We start from the raw sequence: 18036 nt of genomic DNA, 5'->3' as shown, positions 1-18036 counted from the left end.
GGTCAGGGCAGTACCTTGCGGAAGGGCTTGACCGAGACCGAAGCATAAACCCCGGCCGCCACGTAAGGGTCGGCATCCGCCCAGACCTGCGCCTCGGCCAGCGAGGCGAACTCCGCCACGATCAAGCTGCCGCTGAAGCCGGCGCTGCCCGGGTCTTCCGCGTCGATGGCCGGGAACGGACCGGCCAGCAGCATGCGGCCTTCGGCCTGCAGCTGCTGCAGGCGGGCCAGATGGGCCGGACGCGCGGACAGGCGCTTTTCCAGCGACGAGGGAACGTCAGTGCCGACGATGGCGTACCACATGTCTCAGGCCTCCGGTCGCATGTAGGGGAACAGCAGCACGTCGCGGATCGAGGTGGAACCGGTCAGCAGCATCACCAGGCGGTCGATGCCGATGCCCAGGCCGCCGGTCGGCGGCAGGCCGACTTCCAGCGCGCGGATGTAGTCGGCGTCGAAATGCATCGCCTCGTCGTCGCCGGCGTCCTTGGCCGCCACCTGGGCGCGGAAACGCGCCTCCTGGTCCTCCGGATCATTCAACTCGGAGAAGCCGTTGGCCAGCTCCTTGCCGTTGATGAACAGCTCGAAGCGATCGGTGATGCCCTTGTCGGTATCGCTTTCGCGCGCCAGCGGCGAGACCTCGACCGGATGCTGGGTGATGAAAGTCGGCTGGATCAGGGTGTGTTCGACCGTCTTTTCGAAGATTTCCAGCAGCAGCTTGCCCCAGCCGTAGCCGTCCTTGACCTGGCAGCCCAGACGCTTGGCATGGGCAGCCATGGCGGCGCGGTCGCGCAGCTCTTCGCGGCGGATCTCGGGGTTGTGCTCGAGCACCGCATCCTCCATCGACCAGCGACGGAACGCCGGGCCGAGGTCGATGTCGGCGCCTTCCCACTGGATCTGCGTGCTGCCGATCACGTGCTGCGCGGTATCGCGGATCACCGCCTCGGTGAGGTCCATGATCTCGGTGTACGTGGCGTACGCCTGATACAGCTCGAGCATGGTGAACTCGGGATTGTGCCGGGTGGACACGCCCTCGTTGCGGAAGTTGCGGTTGATTTCGTACACGCGATCGAAGCCGCCGACCACCAGGCGCTTCAGGTACAGCTCCGGCGCCACGCGCAGATACAGGTCGATGTCCAGCGCATTGTGGTGCGTGATGAATGGCTTGGCCGTGGCGCCGCCCGGGATGATCTGCATCATCGGCGTCTCAACTTCCATGAAGCGGCGCGGCTCGGCCTCCAGCCACTTGCGGATATGGCCGATGATCTTCGAGCGCAGCAGGAAGGTGCGGCGCGCCTCCTCGGTGACGATCAGGTCGACGTAGCGCTGGCGATAGCGCTGCTCGACGTCGGCCAGACCGTGGAACTTGTCCGGCAGCGGACGCAGGCTCTTGGTGAGCAGGCGCAGGGTCTCCACCTTGACCGACAGCTCGCCGGTCTTGGTACGCATCAGCAGGCCTTCGGCGCCGACGATGTCGCCCGCGTCCCAGCTCTTGAAGGCATCGTAGGTCGCTTCGCCCACCGTGCCCTGGTGGATGAACAGCTGGATGCGGCCGGTCATGTCCTGCATCTGCACGAAGCTGACCTTGCCCTGCACGCGCTTGAGCACGATGCGGCCGGCCACCTTGACGCGGCGCGCGAGCGCATCGATCGCCTCGGCGCCGTGAGCGTCCTTGTCGGCGTACTCGTCCTGCAAATCACCGGCGAAAGCGTCGACCTTGAAATCGTTGGGGAACGCGATGCCCTGCCCGCGCAGCGCTTTGAGTTTCTCGCGGCGCTCGGCGATCAACTTGTTCTCGTCGATGGGCTGGGTGTCGATCGGTTCGCTCATGGGTTTTCCGTAGCTGCTGGCGCCCGCCGATGGACGGACGCTTCTTCGTTGGTCTTGTGATCGCGGTGCACCAGCACCGCCCCTCAGTCGCCTTTGCCGAACACTTTCTTGGCCGTGTCCTTGGTCGCGTCCCAGCCTTCGCGGGCGCCATGGCCGATCGACTGGCCCACTTCCTTGGCGCCGTGGCCGACCTTCACGCCGGCATCGCGCGCGCCATGGCCGATCGCCACACCAGCATCCCGCGCGCCATGTCCGACCTTGACGCCGACATCCCTGGCGCCATGCCCGACTTTGACGCCGGCGTCCTTCGCACCGTGCCCCACTTCGACAGCCGCGTCCCTGGTCGCGTGGCCGACGTCGCGGCCGGCGTCGCCGACGGCATGGCCGGCCGCCTTGGCGTCCTGCTTGATGCCTTGTCCTGCACTGTCCTGCGCGTTCGTGGCGCCGGCACATGCGGCCAGCGCCATCCAGGCGATCAGGATGCGGAAGGTCTTGTTGCGGTTCATGCGAACGCCTCCTCGTGGTTCTGGCAATGGGGTTGGACTGGCGGCTGCCGTGCGATTACGCGTCGATGCGCTTGGCGCCGGCATCCAGGCCCGCCTTCAGGCTGGCCTCGACGAACTCGTCCAGGTCGCCGTCAAGCACCTTCTGCGTGTCCGAGCGCTCCACGCCCGTGCGCAGATCCTTGATGCGGCTCTGGTCCAGCACGTAGTTGCGGATCTGGCTGCCCCAGCCGATGTCGGACTTGCTGGCTTCCAGCGCATCCTTCTCGGCGTTGCGCTTCTGCACTTCGATCTCGTACAGCTTGGCCTTCAGCATCTTCATCGCGCGATCGCGGTTGGCATGCTGGCTGCGTTCGGTCTGGCAAGCCACCACGACGCCCGACGGCACGTGCGTGATGCGCACCGCCGACTCGGTCTTGTTCACGTGCTGGCCGCCGGCGCCGGACGAACGGTAGACGTCGGTCTTCAGGTCCGCCGGGTTGATCTCGATGTCGATGTCGTCGTCGACTTCCGGCGAGACGAACACCGAGGTGAAGCTGGTGTGGCGGCGGTTGTCGGAATCGAACGGGCTCTTGCGCACCAGGCGGTGCACGCCGATCTCGGTCTTCAGCCAGCCGTAGGCGTAATCGCCTTCTACGCGGAAGGTGGCGGACTTGATGCCGGCCACGTCGCCGCCACTGGCTTCCAGGAGTTCCGTCTTCCAGCCGCGCGACTCGGCCCAGCGCAGGTACATGCGCAGCAGCATCTCGGCCCAGTCCTGCGCCTCGGTGCCGCCGGCGCCGGCCTGGATGTCCACGAAGGCGTTGGAGGCGTCCATCTTGCCGGAGAACATGCGCTGGAATTCCAGCTTGCCCACCTGCGCGTCGAGCTTGTCCAGATCGCTGACGATGGACTGCACGGTGTCTTCGTCGCTGTCGGCGACGGCCATCTCCAGCAGGTCGCCGGCGTCGGCGAGGCCGGCGGTCAGCGTATCGATGCCGCTGACGATGGTGTCCAGGCGGGCGCGTTCGCGGCCCAGTTCCTGCGCGCGCGGCGGATCGTCCCAGACGTTGGGGCTTTCCAGCTCGCGGCTTACTTCTTCGAGACGCTCACGCTTGGTGGCGTAGTCAAAGATACCCCCTAAGCGATTCGACGCGGCCCTTGAGGTCCGCGATCTTCGCAAGGATCGGATTGATTTCGATCATGGATGGATGGGCTGTGAAGTTGGCCGATTAGGATAACAGGGCCGGCCCAGGCGGCACGAGGGGCAAGCCAGCCGGAAACGCGAGGCGCCACCGATTTTTTTACGCTATCCGGCCCATAAACGGGCATGATCCGCGCCGACCTGGCTACACGGACCGCCATGGCTGGCACAAGGACGTCGGCTTCTGCCCGCATCGGGCACCCGCTGCCCCGCTATTACCGCTTCATCGCCTGGCTTTTGCGCGGCATCTATTTCGGCCGCGTGAACGTGCGCGGCGCCCCCGTGCCCGCGGGCGGGACCGGCGCGCCGCGGCTGATCGTCAGCAGCCACCGCAACGGCGCCATCGACGGTTACCTGGTGATGCAGGCCTTTCCCCGGGCGCAGTTCCTGGTCGCCGTGCAGTTGCTGCGCCATCCGTTACTGCGCCTGCTGTTCGCCGGCATACCGGTGGTGCGCGACAAGGATCACAAGCGCCATGGCATCCGGCGCGAGGCTTTCGGCGACCCGGTCGAGGCCGGCTGCGCGCATCTGCGCGCGGGCGGCGACCTGGTGGTGTTTCCGGAGGGCAGCAGCGAATGGGGCTGGCGGCCGCTGCCTTATCACCGCGGTGCCGCACGCATGGCCTGTGCCTTGCTGGCCGAAGGCGTCGCGGTGCAGGTGGTCCCGCTCGGCCTGCATTACGCGCAGCCGGACCGCTTCCGCTCACGCGCCGAGCTGCTCGCCGGGCCACCCGTCGCGCTGCCGGCGCAGGCCTCGGACGAACCCCGGCGCGCCTGGGAAAACCGGGTGCATGAAGCGATCGGCGCAGCGTTGGACCAGGTCTCGGTCGATGTGCCTTCGCCCGAAGCCTTCGATGCCGTCGCGCATCTCTCCCTGGCCACCGCCCAGGCCGGCGGCAGCTATGCCGACGCCTTCGTGGAAGTCCAGCGAGCCTTGCGCGAGGGACGTGCCCTCCCCGTGCCGCCCGCGTCACGCCCGCGGCGAAACTGGCCATGGGACTACGCCCTCGCTGCCTGCTTCGCCGTGCTGTTCGCTCCGGTGCTGCTGGCCGGCCTCGCCGCGGGCAAGCGGGCCGATGCGCGCAATACCGTGACCTTCTTCCGCATGGCGGCCGGCCTCGCCGTGGCTTGGTTGTGGCTGCCGGCGCTGCTCGCGCTCACGCTGTGGCACCCCCTGCCGATGGCCGTCGCCTGGGCGCTCGCCGCACTGGGCTGGTGGCGCTGGCCGCGCCCGCTCGCTTGAAAGGAATTCACCCGATGTCAATGGAACGATGGGCGCGAGCGATCGGCGCGGCCTTCACGGTGCAACTGCTGCTCGTCCTGCTGACCGGCACCGTCGCCGCGTGGCGGCTGGACGATCCGGCGCTGCACGCGGCGAGCTTCATCGGCGGCGCCGCCTGGCTGCTGCTGGCGCGCGCCACCGTGTCCGGACCTGACAGCGCCTGGCGTGCGTGGCGCGGCACGTTGCAGTTCGTCGCATGCTGGCTGGTATTTCCGCTGTTCAAGGCGATCCGCGAGGTATGGATCGTCCATACCGCCGACGCCACCCTGCTGCGCCTTGACCGCTGGCTCTGGGGCGGCGCAAGCCTGCCCGAGCACCTGCTGAGCTGGGAGCGGCCCTGGCTATCGGAGGTCGTCAGCGCCGGCTACTTCCTGTTCTATTTCGTGGTGCTGCTGCCGGCGATCGCCTTCAGCGTGCGGCGCCGGCACAAGGAAGCGCGCGTGTTCTTTGCCGGGCTGACCGCGATGTACCTCATCGGCTTCGCGGGCTATGTGCTGGTGCCGGCGGGCGGACCATATCTGGCCTTTCCCGAGGTCTTTCCATATCCGGTGCACGGCGGCGCAATGACCGCCTTCCTCGCCGGCGTGGTGAAGAACGGGATCACCGGCATGGACGTCTTCCCCAGTCTGCACGCGGGTATCGGCGTCTATGTGCTGGGCTTCTTCGCGCTGGGCGGCTACCGCCGCATCGCCCTGCTGCTGGCTCCGGTGGTCGCCGCGCTGGTGCTCGCCACCGTGTATCTGCGCTATCACTACGGCATCGATCTGCTCTGGGGGCTTGCCCTCGCGGCTGCGGTGCTGGCTTTCGTCCAACGCTATCGCAAGGAACGCACTCTATGAGCCGCATGCTCACCCTCACCGACCCCAACGCCATGGATGCCTCCCGCAGCGGCGGCAAAGGCGCCAGCCTGGCGCGCGCCGCGCAGCACCTGCCGGTACCACCGGGTGCGGTGATCGACGCGGCGGTCTACCGCGACTTCGTGGCGCCGCTGCGCGCGCGCATCGGCGACGTGCTTGCCGATTCCGCGCTCGACCATGCCGGCAAGAGCGAACGCATCCGCACCCTGCTGCTCGCGCAGGCGTGGCCCGCCGGACTGCGTGACGAGCTGACCGCCGCGCTCACCGCCGCCGGTCTGCACGATACGCCGGTAGCCGTGCGCTCATCCGGCACCATGGAGGATCTGCCCGGCGCGGCGTTCGCCGGCCAGCACGACACCTTTCTCGGCATGTGCGGTGTCGAAGCCATGCTGGACGCGACCCGTCGCTGCTACGCCTCGCTATGGAACGCGCACGTGCTGCCCTATCGCGAGCGCCTGGGCCTGGATCACCTGGACGCGACCATGGCCGTGGTGGTGCAGCGGATGGTGCAGGTCGGCGCGGAAGAAGCGGCCGGCGTCGCCTTCTCCATCGATCCGGTGCGCGGCGAGCTGGGCGAGGTGCTCATCAATGCCGCCTTCGGCCTCGGCGAGACCGTAGTCGCGGGCGAATCGCCCGTCGATGAATTCCGCCTGCTGCGCGAGGGCCTGACCGACGTGGACAGCGTGGTGGCCGACAAGCCGCACGCTTTGATCTCCGATATCGCGCGCGGCACGCGGCAGATCGAACTGCCCGCGGCGCAACGTACCCGCGCGTCGCTGGACGAAGCTCAGCGTCGCGCGGTCGCCACGTTGGCGCTGGCGGCGGAAACGCATTTCGGTTTTCCGCAGGACATCGAGTGGGCCTGGCAGGATGGCGAGCTGTATCTGCTGCAGTCGCGTCCGGTCACCCGCATTCCCGCGCGCTGGACGCGCGACGAATCGGCCGAGCGTTTCCCCAGCGCGGTGACGCCGCTGACCTGGGACCTGTGCGAAGCGGGCTTCCATGCCTCGCTCAATCACAGCTTCAAACTGATGGGCCTGCCGCCGTTCGGTGACAAGTGGTTCGCCATGCGCGACTACCACATCTACGGCAACCAGAATGCAGTGGCGCTGTATAGCGGACGCACGCCGCTGCGCTTCCTAAAGGACGTGGACAGTCTGCGCGCCGCCCTGCCCGAGATCGCCCGCCAGTACGCCTGGGTGCAGGAGCTGCCGGTGACCTGGATGCGCGACCTGGACACCTATCTCATCGAGATCGGCGCGCTGATGCGCGAGCCGCTGGACGGCCGCCCGCTGGCCGAGCTGTGGGACTACGTGCTGCGCATCAACACGCTGGGCTCGCGCTACTTCCTGCCCAACATCGCCATCTCGCTGACTCAGCGCACGCTGTACGCCGCGCTGCTGCACATGCTCAAGCTGGCGCTGCCGCCCGAGCAGGCGCAGCAGGTGTTCGACCGCCTGCTGGCCGTCACCGATACCAAGACCGGCCAGGTCAATGCGGAGCTTTGGGCGCTGTCGCGGCAGGCCCGCGGCGAGCCGGCCCTGCGGGAAAAAATGGCGCGGCTGGACGGCCAGGCGCTGGTTGCCGAACTGCCGGCGCATCCAGCGTTCAAGGCAGCGTTCGACGCCTTGCTGCAGCGCCACGGTCACCGCGAACTGGACTTCGACGCCTACCACCCGACCTGGGCCGAAGCGCCGCATACCGTGCTGGACCAGATCAAGCTGCTGTGCGAACGGCCCGACGAAGACCGCGCCGGTGCGGAGCGCCGCCACAAGGCAGCGCAGGCGGACATGGAGCACCAGGTGCTCGCCGCCGCGCCCGAGGAGCTGCGCTATCTGGTGCATGAGGTGATCCGCCTGGCGCGCGTCTACACGGCGCTCGACGATCTGGAGCACTACCAGACCACTCGCCTCACCCTGCCGTTCCGCCGCGGCCTGCGCGCGATCGGCGAGCGGCTGATGGCGGCCGGCGCGCTGGCCGAACCGATGGATGTGTTCTTCGTGCCGTTCGAGCCGCTGGACGCCGCGCTGCGCTCGGGCGATGTCGCCGCGCTGCGGGCTTTGGCCGCGACGCACAAGGCCGGTTATGAAGCGGCTCGCGCGCGCACGCCCGAGTGGGTGCATGGCGAACACGAAGCCACGCCCGTGGCGGATGGCGACACGCTGCAAGGCTTGGGGGGCAGCCCCGGCGTCATCGAAGGCGAAGTCTTCCTGGTGCATGGTCCGGAAGATTTCGCCCGCTTCCCGCGCCAGGCGATCCTCGTCGCGCGCACCACCAATCCGGCCTGGACTGCCCTGTTCTACCAGGCCGCCGGCGTAATCACCGAGAGCGGCGGACCGCTCTCGCACGGCGCGGTCACCGCGCGCGAATTGGGCCTGCCGGCAGTGATGAGCGTGCGGCACGCGATGCAGTTGCTGCGCAATGGCGACCGCGTGCGGGTGGATGGACGGCAAGGACGGGTGTACCGGGTCGAATGATGGAGGCGGGGAACGGATCGCCTCCTGCGCGCCGTTCCCCTCACCTGCCTCCCCGATTACGCAAGCGCCTGCTGATGTACGCCACGGACCGCGCGCCCCGAGGGATCCGCTGCCGTGGCGAACGCGGGATCCCAGGCCAGCGCGGCCGGTGAGGAACAGGCGATCGATTTGCCGCCGGGCACGGTCGTCGCGCAGGCTTCCCCTGGGAAGTGCTGCTCGAAGATGCGGCGGTAGAGATAGGCCTCCTTCGTGGCTGGCGGGTTGTGCGGGAAACGGGTCGACGCCGCGGCAAATTCGCGGTCGCTGATCACCTGCTCGGCGTGCGCCTTCAGGCCGTCGATCCAGCCGTAGCCGACGCCGTCGCTGAACTGCTCCTTCTGCCGCCACAGGATCGAATCCGGCAGCGCGCCCTGAAATGCTTCGCGCAGCACCGCTTTCTCGATGCGGCCGTGGCCGGCCATCTTGTACTTGGCGTCCAGCCCCATCGCGATATCCAGGAACGCCAGATCCAGGAACGGTACGCGCGCCTCCACGCCCCAGGCCATCATCGCCTTGTTGGCGCGCAGGCAATCGAAGCTGTGCAGCGCATCGAGCTTGCGCACCGTTTCCTCGTGGAAAGCCTCCGGCGACGGCGCCTTGTGGAAGTACAGGTAGCCGCCGAAGATCTCATCCGAGCCTTCGCCGGACAGCACCATCTTCACGCCCATCGCCTTGATGCGCCGGGCGAGCAGGAACATCGGCGTGGAGGCGCGGATCGTGGTGACGTCATAGGTCTCGATGTGGCGGATCACTTCCGGCAACGCATCCAGCCCTTCCCAGAAGGTGTAGACGAAGCCGTGATGCACGGTGCCCAGCGCGTCGGCGGCCACCTGGGCGGCGGCCAGGTCGGGCGAACCCTCCAGGCCGATCGCGAAAGAATGCAGGCGCGGCCACCAGGCTTCGCTGCGATCGTCGTCCTCGATGCGCTCGCGCGCGAAGCGTGCCGCGCAGGCGGCCACCAGCGATGAATCCAGGCCGCCGGACAGCAGCACGCCATACGGCACGTCGGTCATCAACTGGCGGTGCACGGCCTGCTCGAAGGCTTCGCGCAGTTCCGACGGCTCGAGCTTCTGCCCATGCGTGACTTCATAGGAGCGCCACGTCTTGCGGTAGTAGCGCGTCATTTCGCCGGTCGCGCTGTCGTAGACATGCCCCGGCGGAAAGGCGGAGACATCCGCGCAGACGCCGACCAGCGCCTTCATCTCCGATGCCACGCACAGTCGGCCTTCCGCATCGTGGCCCCAGTACAGCGGGCAGACGCCGATCGGATCTCGCGCGATCACGTAACGTTGCGCGGCCGCGTCCCACAGCGCAAAGGCGAAGATGCCATTGAGCTGCTTTACGCCACGCGCGATGAACTCGTCCGCACCAAGCTCGCGGTAGAGCGCGTTGATTACTTCGCAGTCCGACCCGGTGGTGAAGTCGTAGCCGCTGGCCGCGCGCAGCTCGCGATGGTTGTAGATCTCGCCGTTCACCGCCAGGGCCAGGGTCTCGTCGCGCGAGCGCAGCGGCTGGGAGCCGCTGGCCGGGTCGACGATGGCCAGGCGCTCGTGCACCAGGATCACACCGGCGTCGACGAAGACACCGCTCCAGTCCGGCCCGCGGTGGCGCTGGCGCTGCGACAGCTCCAGGGCCTGGCGGCGCAAGGCGGCCAGGTCGTCGCCGGGCTGCAGGTCGAACATGCCGAAGATCGAACACATGGTTTGACGCTCCTGAGTTGGATGACGCGCAAAAAAACGACGTACGGAAAAACAAAAGGGCCCGCGGTTGGCGGGCCCTTTTGCGTGGATTGCTAGACTTGTTTCGTGTCTACACGCCGGCCCACCCGTCGATGCGGGGATTGTTATTGGCGTTGTTGTTATTCAGGCCGTTCGCGGGCAAGCGCAGGCCGACCGCAGGGGCGGCGAAGGCGTTGCGCTGGCTGGCGGAGATGGCGGACATGGCGCTGACTAGAGCACAGCCATGCTGCGCCGCGCAAGAGGATTTTTTCGCCCCCTGCCCCCGTTCACTCTTTGGGCGCGCTGACCCAGTTCCGCGCTTCGTCCAGCTCGGCGCTGCCGAACAGCCGGAATTCGCCCGGCGAGAGAAACCCGAGCGCCTTGGCCACGCGACGGATCCAGCCGACGTCGGTGACCAGCGCCGCCCGTTCCCAGCCGCTGAAATGACGGAAGCCCAGCTTGGCGTCGTCCCACACCGCGCCAGCGTCGAAGCCGGTGAAGTCCTGGTCGATGTGGAAGATCACCCGCAGCTTGCGGTTGAGCGCGAACGCCGCCTCGATATCGGGAATCACGACCCGCTCGTAGTCCGCCGCGGTGACCTGGTTATGCGCGGTGAAACCGATCACGCCGGGCGGCAGGCCTGGCATCTGCACGATCATGGCGCCGATTCCTTCTGCAAGAGACTGGTGCTATCCAAGCGCGGGGACCGTTGCGCCGACAGCTAGGCTCCGTGAAGACACGGCCAACAATTGCCGCCTACAGCGGCTCCATGTAGCGCAACAGCAGGCGCGGGCTTTCGCGGCCCTGCCAGTCGTTGATAGTCAGCTCATAGGCCGCGCGCAGCCGCTGCGGCGGGGGCTGGCCAGTGTAGGCGCCGAACATCACCGCATCGTGCACGCTGCCATCGCGCGGGTCGGTCAGGCTCAGGCGCAGATGGGTCTCCCCCATCACACGCCAGGTAGCGCAGATAAATTCATTGTCGAAGACCGGCTCGGGGAACGCCTGCCCCCACGGGCCGGCATAACGCAGCTGGCGGGCCAGTTCGAGGGTGGCCGCACCGGGCGGAAGTTCACCGTCGGTGTAGAGCACATGCTCGAGCCGCTCTTCGTCCAGCCATTCGCGGGCGATGGCATCGAACGCGGCCGCGAAACGTGCGAAGTCCCCGGCGCGGAGGCTCAGGCCCGCCGCCATGGCATGGCCGCCGAAGCGCTCGATCAGGCCCGGCTGGCGCGCATCGATGGCGGCCAGCGCGTCGCGGATATGGAAGCCGGCAATGGAGCGGCCGGAGCCACGCAGTTCTTCGGTGTTGTCGTCGCTGGCCGGCGCGAATGCGATCACCGGGCGATGCAGCCGCTCTTTCAGCTTGGACGCGACCAGCCCCACCACGCCCGCGTGCCAGGACGGCTCGAATAGAGCGACGCCTACCGCGTCGCTGTCGGCGGCGCGCGTGACCATGACCTCGGCCTCCGCCACCATCGCGGCCTGGAGATCGCGGCGCTCCTGGTTGATCGCGCTGAGCTGCTCGGCGTAGCGGCGGGCGATCGAGGCGTTGTCGGTGAGCAGGCATTCCACGCCCAGCCGCATGTCTTCCAGCCTGCCGGCGGCATTGAGACGCGGCCCTACCGAATAGCCAAGATCGCTGGCGCACAGTGTGGCGAGGCTGCGCCGGCCTGATTCCACCAGCGCGACGATGCCCGGACAGGCGCGGCCGGCGCGGATGCGCTTGAGCCCCGCCTCGACCAGCACGCGATTGTTGTAGTCCAGCGGCACCAAGTCGGCGACCGTGCCCAGCGCCACCAGGTCCAGCAGCACCGACAGATCCGGTTCCGCACCCACTGCAAAAGCGCCTTCCTCGCGCAGCTTCGCGCGCAGCGCCAGCAACAGGTAGAACATCACACCCACACCCGCCAATGCCTTGCTCGCAAAACCGTCGCCGGCAAGGTTCGGGTTGACCATCGCATCGGCCGCCGGCAGCTGCTCGCCGGGCAGATGGTGGTCGGTCACGATCACGCGGATGCCCAGGGCTTGCGCCGCGGCGACACCCGCCACACTCGCCACGCCGTTGTCCACGGTGATGATCAAGCGCGGCGGCGGCTGCAACGATTCCACCAGGGCAGGACTCAGGCCGTAGCCGTGAATGAAGCGGTTGGGTACGGCATAACCCACCTGCCTGGCGCCGAGCATGCGCAGGCCACGCACGGCAACGGCCGTGCCGGTGGCGCCATCGCAATCGTAATCGCCGGCGACGAGGATGCTCCAGTCGTCGCGGATCGCCTCGATCAGCAACGCCACCGCGCGATCCATGCCGCCCAGCTGGTGCGGCGTCAGCATGCAGGCGAGCCGGTGATCGGCCTCCGCCGGACTCAGTACGCCGCGTGCTGCATAGATCTGGCGCAGCACCGGATGCACGGCCTCGTTCCAGCCGCGCGGCTCTCCCTTCGGCGCGCGGCGGCGCAGATACAGGGGCGCGCTCACCGGCGCAGACCGCGCCAGAAACGCAGGCGATGCGAAGGCTGATGCCGCCAGCGTTCGCCGCTGGCGAACGACAGGCGCAACGGCTGTGACGACACATGCTTCTCGAGCAAAGGCCACCACACGGCATCGATGTCGGCAGGCGGCAGATCCTGCAGATCGACCAGCCAACTCGATCCGGCCTCGCGCACGCTGTCCTCGCTGCGCGGCACGACGGCGACGCCGGCGCGTCGGGCCAGCGCACCAAGCAGCACATCGTCGCCGATCACGCGCGTCCAGGCGCCGCGCACCGCGGCAGGCAGCGTGCCACCGCCCCACAGCCACAGGCTGTTGATCGGTGGCAGGCCGCGCTCGCGGCGCTGCGCATTGAGGGGATGCTGGTGAAGGATCACCTGCACCTCGGTCAGCAGAGCGCGCCAGCGGCGCCCTTCCGTGCCCTGCGGTAGATGCTGCGCAAAGTCTTCGCCCAGCGCCTGCTCCGGCGCGGCGAAATCGGGCAGCTGCGCATCGCGCGGCAAGCGCAGGTGCCAGCGATCGGGCGAGCTGACTTCGAGGATCACTCCCGCGTCGCCAAATACCGGTTTGAGCGGACGGGCCAGCGTCTGCGCCTCTTCCATGCTCAGCTGCATCTGACCGCAGGCGAGCAACCGGGCGCCATTGAGATCGGGCTGGATCCAGGCCGGATCGGCGCTCAGCCAGGCGTCGTCGCCGGCATCGCCGGCCAGCAGTTCGCGCGTGAGCGCGGCAGGGGCGAAACCGCCTACGCAGTGGAAGTAGCCGGCCAAGCCGGCGAGATACCCTTTCGGGCCGTCCTCGACGCGGTCGGCGCGCGCCAGCCAGGCACGCAAGGGATGCGCCGGATCGAAGCGGGTCAGGTCCGGCAACCAGATCTCCAACGGCATCGCGGCATCGGCCATGGCTCAGGCTTCCAGCAGTTCGTAGAGTTCCAGCCACTCGCCCTCGAGCGTTTCCTTCTCGCGGCGCAGTTCGGTCTGGCGCTGCCCCAGCTTCATCAGTTCGGCGGTCGGGCCGTTATAAGTGTCCGGATCGGCGAGCTTCACTTCCAGCTTGCCCAGCTCCTCGTCGATGGCCGCCATGCGCGTCTCGATCTTTTTCACGCGCTGGCGGGTGGCCTTCTCGTTCTCGCGCTGCGCGGCGGCGGCGCGGCGGCGATCGGCGGCCGACGGCGCGGATGCGCCGGCGGACTCGTCCGTGCTCTTCTTCGCCGCATTGCCGCGGGCGCGCAGCCAGCGTGCGTAGTCGTCCAGATCGCCGTCGAAGTTCTCGACCTTGCCGTCGGCGACGCGCCAGAAGCTGTCGCAGACCATGCCAAGCAGGTGGCGATCGTGCGACACCAGCACCAGCGCGCCGTCGAAATCGGCCAGCGCATCGGCCAAGGCTTCGCGCATGTCCAGATCCAGGTGGTTGGTCGGCTCGTCGAGCAGCAACAGGTTGGGCTTGTCCCAGGCGATCAGCGCAAGAGCCAGGCGTGCGCGCTCGCCGCCGGAGAAGCCGTCCACCGATTCGAAGGCGCGATCGCCGGCGAAGTTCCAGCCACCGAGGAAGTCGCGTAGTACCTGCGCGCTGATGCCAGGCGCCTTGTCCTGCAGATGATCGAACGGACTGGCGCCTTCGTGGAGGCTCTCGACCGTGTGCTGGGCGAAGTAGCCGATCTTCAGATCCTTGTGCGTCTTGCGCTCGCCGCCGAGCGTGGCCAGCTCGCCGACGAGCGTCTTCACCAGAGTCGATTTACCCGCGCCGTTGGGACCGAGCAGGCCCACCCGGTCGCCGGCTTCCAGGCGGAAACGCACGTCACGCAGGATCACCGCGGGCTCGCCGCCGTGTTCGTCCGGATAGCCGGCTACGACCTCTTCCAACTGCAGCATGGAATCGGGCAGGCGCTCGGGCACCGCGAACTGGAAGCGGAATGGCCGCTCCGCACGCACCGCCTCGGTGCCAGCCATCTTTTCCAGTCGTTTCATGCGCGACTGCGCCTGCTTGGCCTTGCTGGCCTTGGCCTTGAAGCGATCGATGAAGGATTGCAGGTGGGCGCGCTCGGCCTGCTCGCGCTCATGCGCGATCTGCTGCAGGCGCAGCTGCTCGGAACGCTGGCGCTCGAAGGCGCTGTAGTTACCGGTATAGAGCTTCGCCCTGCCCTCGTTCAGATGCAGCGTATGGGTGATCACGCCATCGAGAAATTCGCGGTCGTGCGAAATCACCAGCAGCGTGCCCTGGTAGCGGCGCAACCATTCCTCCAGCCACAGCACGGCATCGAGGTCGAGATGGTTGGTCGGCTCGTCGAGCAGCAGCAGTTCGGACGGTGCCATCAGCGCGCGCGCCAGATTGAGGCGTACGCGCCAGCCGCCGGAGAACTCGCGCACCGCGCGCTCGTGCGTGTCCGGCGTGAAGCCCAGACCATGCAGCAAGCGGCCGGCACGGGCCCGCGCGTCGTAGCCGTGCAGTTCTTCGATGCGGTGATGGGCCTTGGCCATGGCTTCGGTATCGCCACGCGCCTGGGCGTCCAGTTCGTCGCGCAGTGCGATCGCCAGCTCCTCGTCGCCGCCCATGACGTACTCGATGGCCGGATCCGGCAAGGCCGGCGTTTCCTGTGCCACCGAGGCGAGGCGAAGCTTCGCCGGCATGTCCAGCTCGCCGGTATCGGCCTCCAACTGGCCCTGCAAGGCGGCGAACAGGCTGGACTTGCCGCAGCCGTTGCGGCCGACCACGCCCAGCCGCCAGCCGCTCTGGATGACCAGGTCGATGTCGGAAAGCAGCAGGCGCGCACCGCGGCGCAGGGCGAAATGGCGAAAAGCGATCATGGGAACAGCGTATCCAGCATGGCTGATGATGGGGGCGTACAGCCGCCCGCAGCCGCGCATCATAGCCGACGCGCTCTGCGCCCCCGAGGCTCCCGGACAACCGGAATGCCCACCCCATCGCAGTCGCGAAGCGCCGACGTAGCGCTCCCCGGGGCGCATCTGCTACAACGGCGCCGCACTGCGCAGCGGTCGTGCACCGCTGCCGCCTGGGGGCATCGACATACATATTGAACGTGCGGAGGCGCAGCCCGGACTGCCCCCGTCGACGTGGAGAGGGGACCATGACCAAGCTCAGCATCAGCCTGCCCATGATCGTGCTGCTCGCCGCCGGCGCCGCCGCGCCGCAGTCGGCCCGGGCGGACAACCTGCTGATCAATCGTGTCAAGCAGGAACAGGGCATGGACCTCCCCACCCGCGGCATGAGCATGGCGCAGGTGGAACAGAAGTACGGAGCGCCCAAGCGCAAGCTGTCGCCCCGCGGCGGCGACAGCGCCAAGCATCCGGTGATCAACCGCTGGGACTACGCCAGCTTCATCGTGTACTTCGAACACAGCCATGTCATCCATGCGGTGCTCAATACGCCGGCGGGTAACAACAAGACTCCCGAGTCGGTGAACTGAAGGACTGCGCCCCAGGAAGGGGAAACGGGGATAGCGAATCGGGCACCGAAGAGCGCGGCCGCACGTGCCGCGGCCGCTGCTTGCGACTCCCCATTCCCGCATCCCCGCCCTACAATTCGCGTTTCCCCTTGAAGCGCGAGTCCCCCCATGAGCCACTCCACCCTGCGCCTGCCGGCCGAATGGGAGCCGCAATCGGCCGTCCTGATCGCCTGGCCGCATGCCGGCACCGACTGGGCCGAACGCCTGGCCGAGGTGGAGACCACTTATGTGGCCCTGGCCGCGGCGGCGACGCGCTTCGAACCGCTGATCATCGTGGTCGCCGACGCGGCACTGCAGGTGCACGTGGAAACGAAGCTGCGCGAGGCCGGCGTGGACCTGGGCCGCGTCCGCTTCGTGCAGCTGCCGTATGACGATACCTGGCTGCGCGATTCCGGCCCGATCACGCTCAAGGACGACCAGGGCGCGTTCCAGCTCACCGATTTCCGCTTCACCGGCTGGGGCGGCAAGTTCGGCGCCGAGCAGGACGACGCGCTGGTGGCGGGCCTGGTGCAGGCCGGCGTGTTCGGCGGCGCCAGGCACAAGCGCATCGACTGGGCGCTGGAAGGCGGCGGCATCGAGAGCGACGGCGCAGGCACCGTGCTGACCACCTGGCGCTGCCTGGTCCAGCGCCATCCGGAACAATCGCGCGACGAAATGAGCGCCATTCTGCGCGACGGCCTGCATGCCAGGCGCATCCTGTGGCTCGACTACGGCTACCTGGAAGGCGACGACACCGACGCCCACATCGATACGCTCGCGCGCTTCGCGCCGGAGGGCGGCATCGTGTTCCAGGCCTGCGACGATCCTGCCGACAAGCATCACGAAGAATTGGGCGGCATGGCCGCCGAGCTGGCCGCGCTGCGCACGCCCAACGGCAAGCCCTACACGCTCCATCCCCTGCCCTGGGCCAAGCCGGTCATCGACGAAGGCCGCCGCCTGGCCGCTTCCTATGCCAACTATCTGATCGTCAATGGCGCCGTACTGGTGCCGGCGTATGGCGATGCCGCGGACGACGAAGCCGTGCGCGTCATCGCCGCCGCCCATCCAGGCCGCGAAGTGGTGCAGGTGCCGTGCCGTCCGTTGATCTGGCAGAACGGCAGCCTGCATTGCATCACCATGCAGCTGCCGGCAGGGATCTACGGCTGAGTCCGGCGAAGGCGCCTGCGGGCGCCTTCATCGCATCGCGCCCAGTATCGATCGCGTGCCGCGAGGAAACGCCGGAGCCCGGTTCGGTACAATCGCGCTCTTTCGCCCCCAGCGAGCAGGACTCTCCCATGACCCGCAAGACCCTCAAGGTCGCGCTGCTGCAGGAAACCGACCGCGGCAACCGCGATGCCAACCTCGACGCCATCGAAGCCGGCCTGCGCGAAGCCGCCGCGGCCGGGGCCGAGCTGGTGCTGCTGCAGGAGCTGCACAACGGCCCGTATTTCTGCCAGCACGAGTCGGTGGCGGAATTCGACCACGCCGAGACGATCCCCGGCCCCAGCACCGAGCGCATCGGCAAGCTGGCCGAGGAGCTCAAACTCGTGGTGGTGTCCTCGCTGTTCGAAAAGCGCGCCACCGGCCTGTACCACAACACCGCGGTGGTGTTCGATCGCTCGGCGAAGATCGCCGGCAAGTACCGCAAGATGCACATCCCGGATGATCCGGCGTTCTACGAGAAGTTCTACTTCACGCCTGGCGACCTCGGTTTCGATCCCATCGATACCTCGGTGGGCCGCCTCGGCGTGCTGGTGTGCTGGGACCAGTGGTATCCGGAGGCCGCGCGCCTGATGGCGCTGGCCGGTGCGGAGCTGCTGCTCTATCCCACCGCGATCGGCTGGGATCCCAACGACGAACAGGCCGAGAAAGATCGCCAGCGCGAGGCCTGGGTCACCGTGCAGCGCGGCCACGCCGTGGCCAATGGCCTGCCGTTGCTGGCTTGCAACCGCACCGGCTACGAACCGGACCCTGCCGGCGTGGGCGCCGGCATCCAGTTCTGGGGTACCAGCTTCGTGGCCGGCCCGCAGGGTGAGTTCCTCGCCAAGGCCGGCACCGAGCAGCGCGAGTTGCTGATCGTCGAGGTCGACATGGCGCGCAGCGAGCACGTGCGCCGCATCTGGCCATTTCTGCGCGACCGTCGCATTGACGCGTACGGCGATCTGCTCAAGCGTTTTCGCGACTGAAGCGCCGGCCGCCGGCGGCTTGCGCTGACCGGCGGCC

The 18036-nt window shown here is 67.9% G+C and carries 16 protein-coding genes; 6 read left to right on the top strand and 10 right to left on the bottom strand.

Annotation, left to right across the window (positions count from 1 at the left end):
- Positions 1-2: 2 nt before the first annotated feature.
- The 4 genes from ACNR9O_RS07175 to prfB form a co-directional block, all read right to left on the bottom strand.
- Complete coding sequence (locus ACNR9O_RS07175; RefSeq protein ID WP_473681936.1) at positions 3-302, bottom strand: YciI family protein; 300 nt, start codon at positions 300-302, stop codon at positions 3-5.
- A 3-nt stretch (positions 303-305) separates the two neighbouring features.
- Positions 306-1826, bottom strand: a complete 1521-nt coding sequence (gene lysS / locus ACNR9O_RS07170; protein ID WP_473681937.1) for a lysine--tRNA ligase — start codon at positions 1824-1826, stop codon at positions 306-308.
- A gap of 83 nt (positions 1827-1909) precedes the next feature.
- Entirely contained in the window at positions 1910-2332 is a 423-nt protein-coding gene (locus tag ACNR9O_RS07165) for a hypothetical protein (RefSeq protein ID WP_473681938.1), read from the bottom strand.
- 55 nt (positions 2333-2387) lie between these two features.
- Positions 2388-3513 (bottom strand): peptide chain release factor 2 gene (gene prfB, locus ACNR9O_RS07160; protein ID WP_473681939.1). Its coding sequence is split into 2 segments (ribosomal slippage): positions 2388-3437 and positions 3439-3513, totalling 1125 coding nucleotides; the frame shifts between segments, so codons are not numbered across the junction.
- Between the two features lie 158 nt (positions 3514-3671).
- Here prfB and ACNR9O_RS07155 point away from each other — a divergent pair.
- The 3 genes from ACNR9O_RS07155 to ACNR9O_RS07145 are packed head-to-tail and all read left to right on the top strand — an operon-like array spanning position 3672 to position 8127.
- On the top strand, positions 3672-4754 hold the full coding sequence (locus ACNR9O_RS07155) for a 1-acyl-sn-glycerol-3-phosphate acyltransferase (RefSeq protein ID WP_473681940.1): 1083 nt from the start codon (positions 3672-3674) through the stop codon (positions 4752-4754).
- Positions 4755-4768: 14 nt separating this feature from the next.
- The gene (locus ACNR9O_RS07150) at positions 4769-5632 is read left to right on the top strand and encodes a phosphatase PAP2 family protein (RefSeq protein WP_473681941.1); all 864 of its coding nucleotides are present in this window, start codon (positions 4769-4771) and stop codon (positions 5630-5632) included.
- Positions 5629-8127 carry a PEP/pyruvate-binding domain-containing protein gene (locus tag ACNR9O_RS07145; RefSeq protein WP_473681942.1) on the top strand — a complete coding sequence of 833 codons (2499 nt, stop codon included), beginning with the start codon at positions 5629-5631 and terminating at the stop codon, positions 8125-8127. The genes ACNR9O_RS07150 and ACNR9O_RS07145 overlap by 4 nt, the downstream gene beginning before the upstream one ends.
- Before the next feature lie 56 nt (positions 8128-8183).
- Here the strand turns inward: ACNR9O_RS07145 and asnB are convergent, their stop codons facing one another.
- The 6 genes from asnB to ACNR9O_RS07115 all read right to left on the bottom strand — a co-directional run bounded on the left by asnB (position 8184) and on the right by ACNR9O_RS07115 (position 15175).
- The gene (gene asnB / locus ACNR9O_RS07140; protein ID WP_473681943.1) at positions 8184-9866 is read right to left on the bottom strand and encodes an asparagine synthase B; all 1683 of its coding nucleotides are present in this window, start codon (positions 9864-9866) and stop codon (positions 8184-8186) included.
- 109 nt (positions 9867-9975) lie between these two features.
- Complete coding sequence (locus tag ACNR9O_RS07135) at positions 9976-10107, bottom strand: hypothetical protein (protein ID WP_473681944.1); 132 nt, start codon at positions 10105-10107, stop codon at positions 9976-9978.
- Between the two features lie 64 nt (positions 10108-10171).
- Positions 10172-10543 carry a SpoIIAA family protein gene (locus ACNR9O_RS07130; protein WP_473681945.1) on the bottom strand — a complete coding sequence of 124 codons (372 nt, stop codon included), beginning with the start codon at positions 10541-10543 and terminating at the stop codon, positions 10172-10174.
- 97 nt (positions 10544-10640) lie between these two features.
- Positions 10641-12359 (bottom strand): single-stranded-DNA-specific exonuclease RecJ, encoded by a 1719-nt coding sequence (gene recJ, locus ACNR9O_RS07125; protein WP_473681946.1) that lies wholly within the window; start codon positions 12357-12359, stop codon positions 10641-10643.
- Entirely contained in the window at positions 12356-13273 is a 918-nt protein-coding gene (locus tag ACNR9O_RS07120) for a hypothetical protein (protein WP_473681947.1), read from the bottom strand. Before ACNR9O_RS07120 ends, recJ begins: the two co-directional genes overlap by 4 nt.
- Positions 13274-13276: 3 nt before the next feature.
- Positions 13277-15175, bottom strand: coding sequence for an ABC-F family ATP-binding cassette domain-containing protein (locus tag ACNR9O_RS07115; protein ID WP_473681948.1), 1899 nt, complete (start codon positions 15173-15175; stop codon positions 13277-13279).
- A 281-nt stretch (positions 15176-15456) separates the two neighbouring features.
- On the opposite strand from ACNR9O_RS07115, the gene ACNR9O_RS07110 reads away from it, so the two are divergent.
- The 3 genes from ACNR9O_RS07110 (at position 15457) to ACNR9O_RS07100 (ending at position 17999) form a co-directional block, all read left to right on the top strand.
- Positions 15457-15795 carry a hypothetical protein gene (locus ACNR9O_RS07110; protein WP_473681949.1) on the top strand — a complete coding sequence of 113 codons (339 nt, stop codon included), beginning with the start codon at positions 15457-15459 and terminating at the stop codon, positions 15793-15795.
- A gap of 147 nt (positions 15796-15942) precedes the next feature.
- Entirely contained in the window at positions 15943-16980 is a 1038-nt protein-coding gene (locus tag ACNR9O_RS07105) for an agmatine deiminase family protein (RefSeq protein ID WP_473681950.1), read from the top strand.
- 128 nt (positions 16981-17108) lie between these two features.
- Positions 17109-17999: a carbon-nitrogen hydrolase gene (locus tag ACNR9O_RS07100; protein WP_473681951.1), complete on the top strand. Its 891-nt coding sequence runs from the start codon at positions 17109-17111 to the stop codon at positions 17997-17999.
- Positions 18000-18036 lie beyond the last annotated feature (37 nt).

Source organism: Dyella sp. CR10, from assembly GCF_055814425.1.
This window is presented reverse-complemented; position numbering and strand designations above follow the sequence as displayed.

Coding starts and splice junctions, on each gene's coding strand:
- ACNR9O_RS07115 (WP_473681948.1), bottom strand. CDS start 15,175: ATGATCGCTTTTCGCCATTTCGCCCTGCGCCGCGGTGCGCGCCTGCTG.
- ACNR9O_RS07130 (WP_473681945.1), bottom strand. CDS start 10,543: ATGATCGTGCAGATGCCAGGCCTGCCGCCCGGCGTGATCGGTTTCACC.
- lysS (WP_473681937.1), bottom strand. CDS start 1,826: ATGAGCGAACCGATCGACACCCAGCCCATCGACGAGAACAAGTTGATC.
- ACNR9O_RS07110 (WP_473681949.1), top strand. CDS start 15,457: ATGACCAAGCTCAGCATCAGCCTGCCCATGATCGTGCTGCTCGCCGCC.
- ACNR9O_RS07150 (WP_473681941.1), top strand. CDS start 4,769: ATGTCAATGGAACGATGGGCGCGAGCGATCGGCGCGGCCTTCACGGTG.
- ACNR9O_RS07100 (WP_473681951.1), top strand. CDS start 17,109: ATGACCCGCAAGACCCTCAAGGTCGCGCTGCTGCAGGAAACCGACCGC.
- ACNR9O_RS07120 (WP_473681947.1), bottom strand. CDS start 13,273: ATGGCCGATGCCGCGATGCCGTTGGAGATCTGGTTGCCGGACCTGACC.
- ACNR9O_RS07105 (WP_473681950.1), top strand. CDS start 15,943: ATGAGCCACTCCACCCTGCGCCTGCCGGCCGAATGGGAGCCGCAATCG.
- asnB (WP_473681943.1), bottom strand. CDS start 9,866: ATGTGTTCGATCTTCGGCATGTTCGACCTGCAGCCCGGCGACGACCTG.
- ACNR9O_RS07175 (WP_473681936.1), bottom strand. CDS start 302: ATGTGGTACGCCATCGTCGGCACTGACGTTCCCTCGTCGCTGGAAAAG.
- ACNR9O_RS07135 (WP_473681944.1), bottom strand. CDS start 10,107: ATGTCCGCCATCTCCGCCAGCCAGCGCAACGCCTTCGCCGCCCCTGCG.
- ACNR9O_RS07145 (WP_473681942.1), top strand. CDS start 5,629: ATGAGCCGCATGCTCACCCTCACCGACCCCAACGCCATGGATGCCTCC.
- ACNR9O_RS07155 (WP_473681940.1), top strand. CDS start 3,672: ATGGCTGGCACAAGGACGTCGGCTTCTGCCCGCATCGGGCACCCGCTG.
- ACNR9O_RS07165 (WP_473681938.1), bottom strand. CDS start 2,332: ATGAACCGCAACAAGACCTTCCGCATCCTGATCGCCTGGATGGCGCTG.